At 71.0% G+C, this 6,180-nt stretch carries 3 protein-coding genes and 1 riboswitch; of the genes, 1 reads left to right on the top strand and 2 read right to left on the bottom strand.

The genetic code is table 11. The features are described 5' to 3' along the window. Window positions 1–194: 194 nt before the first annotated feature. Window positions 195–1,496, bottom strand: a complete 1,302-nt coding sequence (locus VFZ20_RS00185; protein ID WP_329681786.1) for a DUF3131 domain-containing protein — start codon at window positions 1,494–1,496, stop codon at window positions 195–197. A 346-nt stretch (window positions 1,497–1,842) separates the two neighbouring features. Continuing rightward, window positions 1,843–1,939, top strand: a riboswitch (cyclic di-GMP riboswitch). Window positions 1,940–1,955: 16 nt separating this feature from the next. Here VFZ20_RS00185 and VFZ20_RS00180 point away from each other — a divergent pair. Then, window positions 1,956–3,092: a glycoside hydrolase family 26 protein gene (locus tag VFZ20_RS00180; protein WP_329681785.1), complete on the top strand. Its 1,137-nt coding sequence runs from the start codon at window positions 1,956–1,958 to the stop codon at window positions 3,090–3,092. A 421-nt stretch (window positions 3,093–3,513) separates the two neighbouring features. Here the strand turns inward: VFZ20_RS00180 and VFZ20_RS00175 are convergent. Next, window positions 3,514–6,180 (bottom strand): efflux RND transporter permease subunit (locus VFZ20_RS00175; protein WP_329681784.1); only part of this gene is annotated, 2,667 nt, incomplete at its 5' end.

The raw sequence follows: 6,180 nt of genomic DNA, 5'->3' as shown, positions 1-6,180 counted from the left end.
AACGGCGGATCGGTGGATCGCGCACGCCCTCCGGCCCATCGCTGCGATCCTGCCCGGTCCGCCCTTCCCCGCCCCGCCCCGTCTGGATCCGTACCGGCGCACACGGAAGCCCGTGAAGTATACACCCTCTCCCGCGCAGTTTGCGGGAGAGGGTGCGAGCGACAGCGAGCGGGTGAGGGCCCCTCCGGCGAGGGCTACTGCCCCGCCGGCCCAGCCTGCGTCTGCACCGGCGCCGAGGCCGTGGTCTGCCCCGCCGTCGGCGCGGCCTGCTGCGACGGGCCTGCGTCCATCAGGGGGCGGCCGCGGGCCACGTACAGCGCGGCCTCCAGGATCACCGCGGCCGTGTTCACGTTCTCTCCGCCCGACACGCGGCCGCTCTCCTCGAACACGCCCGCGCCCCACCCCGTGCGGGACCGCGCGCCCTCCACCCGCTGCACGGCCAGCCACGTGTACGCGCTGGGCAGCAGCGCGTGCCAGCCAAACGCGCCCTTCACGCTCACCGTCCGCGACGCCGGACCCTCCGGCGCGCCGGCCGGCGGCTCCACCACGAACTCGCGGCCGTCGGAGTACACGGAGTAGTACAGGAAGTACGGCGGGCCGTTCACCGCGTCCTCGTTGACGATGGTGACCGTGCCCGTCTGCCGGTAGCGCGCCTCCTGCGCCGCCAGCACCCGCCACGCCAGCTCGCGCATCTCCCCCGACCAGCCCACCTCCAGGCCGATCATCACGAACGGCTCGCTCGTGAGGTGGTGGTCGCCGCGCGTGTCCGTCAGCAGGGGGATGCCCAGCACCGTGGCGGGGCGGCCGTGCTGCCGCACGTCCAGCGCCTGCGGGGCCACGTGCCCCCACGCCGCGAAGCCCGTGGCCGCGTACTGCTCGTAGCCAATGCGCCCCTCCTGGTACCGCCGCAGCCGCCCGCGCGAGTCCAGGTCCTCGCCGCGCAGGTAGCCGTCCTGGATCATCCGCTCAAAGTTCAGCCGCCCCACCACCTGCGCGATCAGGTCGCGGTACTGCGGCTGGTTCTCGTGGATGACGCGCAGCACCATCATCATCCGCCCCATGTCCAGCACCGACCAGCCGTAGCCGCGCTCCTCCGTCTCCGCCTCCTGGCCCGGCCGCCCCGCGATGGCGCCCGTGGTGGTGGAGTACATCTTGTTGAAGGCCACATTCTCGAACAGCCGCGCCTCGACCAGCGACTGCAGGGCGCGGCGCATCCGCCGGTCGTACTCGTCGCCCTCCAGCAGGTCCAACTGGTCCGCGCAGTACAGGGCCATCAGGCTGCTGGCCAGGTCCCACACGGTGGCGTAGTGATACCCCGTCACGGAGTTCACCCACCCCGTACGCTCGTTGTAGTTGGCGTTCACGTACGCCCACGCCGTGCGCGCGGCGCCGTCGAACAGGTCGCGGTCCGCCAGGGCCGGGGGCGTGCGCTGCGCGGCGGCCGGGGAGGCGAGGCCGCACGCCAGCACGGCGCCCAGGACGATTCGTTTCAGCATCGGGAGCGGTGTCTCGGGTACGAACTGGAACTCCGGCGCGTATCAGCCGGGCCGGCGGCAGAGGCAAGCATCAGACCATCCGTTCCCCCGTGATTCCGGAATCCATAAAAATCGTTGGACTGCAAGCAGATGCAGCGCGGGCAAAAGCCATCCGTTCCGCCCGTCGTGCAGAATGCCGCACCTGCCGCAGATCACCCGCCCCACGCACGTCCCGAGCATCGGCGAGCAAGGGACAAACCCAGCGTCCGCAACGATTTGCGATTTGCGGCGATGGGGTATGCAACCTGCCACACCCCACCCCGCTCACGTACCCGCCGTGGGGGTTCCCGCCCCCGCTTCGGGCACCGACGAGAAGTGGCAAACCCGCCGAAAGGCGGCGACGCAAAGCCTCGGGGCTACCGCAGGGCGCGCTCGCGTCCCGCCACGCCGGCCGGGCCGCCGAACCAGGTGTCTTTCATCATGCAGTCATTCTCTTTCTTCCGCCGTCCCGTGGCGGCCACCTTTGCGCTGGCCGCGCTTCTTGCAGCGTGCGGCGACGTGCCCACGCAAGCCTCCACGCCGCCGCTGACGCCCGGCGACACCGCCCGGGCCCCCGCGCCCACGACGCCCGCGCCCAGCGTGCAGCCGTTCTTTCACGGCGCGTTCCTGGGCGACGCCAACAGCACGCCGGAGCGCATTGGGCCCGCCATCCGCGAGTTCACGCAGCGCTCGGGCAAGCAGCCGGCGCTCGTCAAGACGTTCCACGACCTGAACTGCGACTGGGCCGCGGGCTGGTGCGGCCAGCTACTGCGCAGCGTGCGGACGGCGGGGAGCACCAGCTACCTGGCCATCGACCTCCGCTGGACGGGCGCGCCGGAAAAGGGGCTGCTGGACGCCATCAACAGCGGCGCGGCGGACGCGCGGCTCACGGCCATGGCCCGCGGCTTCGCGGCCTTTGGCGACGTGGTGCTGATGGAGCCCGCGTGGGAGATGAACGGCAACTGGGCGTACGCCTGGCAGGGCGTGGAGAACGGCGGCGACGTCAACGCGCCGGCGAAGTACGTGCGGGCATGGCGCCGCATCGTGGACATCTTTCGCCGCGAGGGCGCCACGAACGTCCGCTGGGTCTTCAACCCCAACGTGGGCAACCCCGTGGCGGCCGGCGCGGGGACCACGCACTGGAACTGGTACGGCAACTACTATCCCGGCGACACGTACGTGGACTACGTGGGGGCGCACGGCTTCAACGCGCCCCGCGTGTGGGGCGGCGCGTGGCAGAGCTTCGGCGAGATGTTCAACGGCGCGCGCGCGGACCACATCCTGGGCGACCTGGTGCAGCGCTTTCCCGGCAAGCCCATCATCGTGGGCGAGTTCGCCACGGACGAGGGCTCGGGCGATGCCAAGGCGCGGTGGATCACGGATGCCTACGCCGCCCTGCTCACCCACCCGAACGTCGTGGGCGCCGTGTGGTTCAACATGAGCAAGGAGGCGGACTGGCGGATCGATTCCTCCCCCGCCGCCGAGGCCGCCTTTCGCGCCGCCATGGCCGAGCCCCGCATCCGCACCGCGTTCGACGTGAGCGTGGGCCCGTCGCTGGGACAGCTCGCCGTGAACTGACGGTACGAAGGTGCGGGGTATGAAGGTACGGAGGTACGAAACGGCGCCGCGGCGAGATCAGTCTCGCCGCGGCGCTTTGTCGTTGTCGTGGGGGCCCTCACCCGCTCGCTGTCGCTCGCACCCTCTCCCGCAAACTGCGCGGGAGAGGGTGTAGACTTCCACGAGCTGATTGCACGATCGCAAGCTCCGTCGCGAGGTGCAGTTCTCCCCTCCCCCACAAAGCGCGGGGCCGGGGGAGGGGCGGTCGGCCGCCGGCGCCATCCACCCTTCCCGCACTGGATCGCTCGACTCCGCCCCACGACGGCAAAGCGCCCCGCCGGGATCACTCCCGGCGGGGCGCTTCGCATCCTCCGACGTCCGGCTCCGGCGGACCGGCCGATCATCCTACACCGTCGATCAGCCGATGCCGGTCATCCGGCGATCAGTCGCCGTACGTGGGCTCGGGCTGGCCCAGGCCGGGGCCGTAGCCGGGCTTGGGCGCCGCGGCGGGCGCCTTGGCCTCGCGCGGCTTGCGCTTGAAGCCGCGCGCCACCCATCCGCCAAAGTCGTCGAAGTAGGTGTACGCCACGGGCACCACCACCAGCGTGAGCAGCGTGGACGTGATCAGGCCGCCGATCACGGCGCGGGCCATGGGGGCGCGGAACCCGCCGCCCTCGCCCATGCCGATGGCGATGGGCAGCATGCCGAAGATCATGGCCGCCGTCGTCATCACGATGGGGCGCAGGCGCACGCGCCCGGCCTCGATGAGCGCCGTGCGCCGGTCCTCGCCGGCTTCCCTTCGCTCGTTGGCGTTGTCCACGAGCAGAATGGCGTTCTTGGTCACCAGGCCCATCAGCATGATCACGCCGATCATGCTCATCATGTTGAACGTGTCGTCCGTCAGCAGCAGCGCCAGCAGCACGCCGATGAGCGACAGCGGCAGCGACAGCATGATGGCGAACGGCTGCGTGAAGCTCTCGAACTGGCTCGCCAGGATCAGGAAGATCAGGATGACGGCCAGCAGGATGCTCTCCAGCACGAAGCCCATGGTCTCCTGCAGCTGCTCCGTCTCGCCGCCCATGCTGACCGTGTAGCCCGCGGGCAGGTTCATCTCGTCGATGGCGGCCGTGATGGCGGCCGACGCCTCGGAGATGCTGCTTTCCGGACCCACGCCGGCGCCCACCGTGCCCACGCGCTGCAGGTCCTGCCGGTCGATCTGCGCGGGGGCCACGCCCTCGGCCACGCGCGCCACCTGGCCCAGCGGCACCGTGGCCGCCGCGCCGCCGTCCACGCGCGTGGACGTGGCGATGGGCAGGGAGGTGATGCTCTCCAGCGACGTGCGGCGCTCCGGCGCCAGCTGCACCACCACGTCGCGCTCCTCGCCCGTGGGGTCCTCCCACGTGGTCGCCGTCTGCCCCGCCAGGAGGGGGCGGACGGTGCCGGAGATCTGCCCCACGTCCAAGCCCAGCTCGTTGGCCAGGTCACGGTTCACGTCGATGCGGAACTCGGGACGGGGCGCGCCCAGCGACGTCTGCACGTCCACCACGCCGGGCAGGGTGCGCATCTTCGCGGCCACCTGCTCGGACAGCTCCGCCAGCCGCGTCACGTCGGGCCCGCGCAGGTTCACCTGCAGGGGCTGCGTGGGGCCGCCCAGGCCGCCGGCCTCCATGACCGCCACCGTGGCGCCAAAGAGGGACGACAGCTTGGCGCGCGCGGCCACCATCAGCTCCTGCTGCGACTGATCGCGCTCGGCGCCGGGCACCAGGTCCACGTACACCTGGCCGGCCGTCACCGTCCCCGTCACGCCCGCGCCCACCGTGGTGTACGTGAAGTCCACCCCCGGCAGGGTGCGCAGGGCGGCGCCGATCTCCTGCGCCTTTTGCGACGTGTACGCCAGCGACGAGCCCTCGGGCGTCTCGAAGCTCACGTTGAACGCGCCCTGGTCCTGCTCCGGCATGAAGCCGCCGCCGATGAGCGGGAACAGCATGAAGCTGCCGAAGAACGCCGCCGCGGCGATGGCCAGCGTGGCCACCCGGTGCCGCAGCGACCAGCCGATGATGCCGCGGTAGCGGTCGGCGTTGCGGTCGAACCAGCGGTTGAACCCGGCGATCACGCGCGTGACGGGGTTGCCGCCCGCGTGCGACGGGTCGTGCGGGTCCACGCCCCACCACGCGCTGAGCATGGGCGTGAGGGTGAACGACACGAACAGCGACACGATCACGGCGAACGCCACCGTCATGCCGAACTGGTAGAAGAACCGGCCGATGATGCCGCCCATGAACGCCACGGGGACGAACACCGCCACGATGGACAGCGTGGTGGCCATGACGGCCAGGAAGATCTCGCTCGTTCCCCGCCGCGCCGCCGTGAAGTAGCCCTCGCCGTGCTCGCGGTGCCACACGATGTTCTCGATGACGACGATGGCGTCGTCCACCAGGATGCCGATGGACAGCGACAGGCCCATCAGCGTGAGCACGTTGAGGGTGAAGCCCAGGGCGTCCATGAGCATGAACGCGCTGATCACCGACACGGGCAGGGCCAGCGAGGTGATGGCCGTGGCCTTCCAGTCGTTCAGGAAGAGCATCACCACGATCACCGTGAGAAACGCGCCAAGCACCAGCTCGTGGATCACGTCGTCCACGGACTGGCGGATGTTGATGGAGTTGTCGCGCACCATGGTGATCTGCGCGCCGGCGGGCAGGCCCTTCTGCAGCTCCGCCACGGCCTCCTTGACCCCGTCGGCCACCTCCACCGTGTTGGCGCCCGACACCTTGAGCACGTCCAGCGACACGGCACGGCGGTCGTCCACGAGGGCGATGCTGCGCTCCTCCTCGGTGGCGTCCTCCACGCGGGCCACGTCGCCCAGGCGCACGGTCATGCCGCCGCGGGTGGCCACGATCACGTCGTTGAACTGCGCGGGATCGGTGATGCGGCCCGTCACGCGGACGAGCTGCTCGCCCGTGCCCCGCTCCACGCGGCCGGCCGGCACCTCCAGGTTCTGCCGCTGCAGGGCGCCCATGATCTCGGCCGCGGAAACGCCCACGGCCTGCATGCGCTCCGGCAGCAGGTTCACGCGGATCTCGCGCTCCAGCCCGCCGGCGATCTGCAC

Origin of the sequence: Longimicrobium sp. (assembly GCF_036280135.1) — a bacterium.
GTDB lineage: Bacteria > Gemmatimonadota > Gemmatimonadetes > Longimicrobiales > Longimicrobiaceae > Longimicrobium.
The sequence above is the reverse complement of the archived record's forward strand: the minus strand, read 5'-3'. Positions and strand labels throughout refer to the sequence as shown.

What these genes read in the sequence shown, in the direction of transcription:
- VFZ20_RS00185 (WP_329681786.1), bottom strand. Translation starts at nt 1,496, where the DNA reads ATGCTGAAACGAATCGTCCTGGGCGCCGTGCTGGCGTGCGGCCTCGCC.
- VFZ20_RS00180 (WP_329681785.1), top strand. Translation starts at nt 1,956, where the DNA reads ATGCAGTCATTCTCTTTCTTCCGCCGTCCCGTGGCGGCCACCTTTGCG.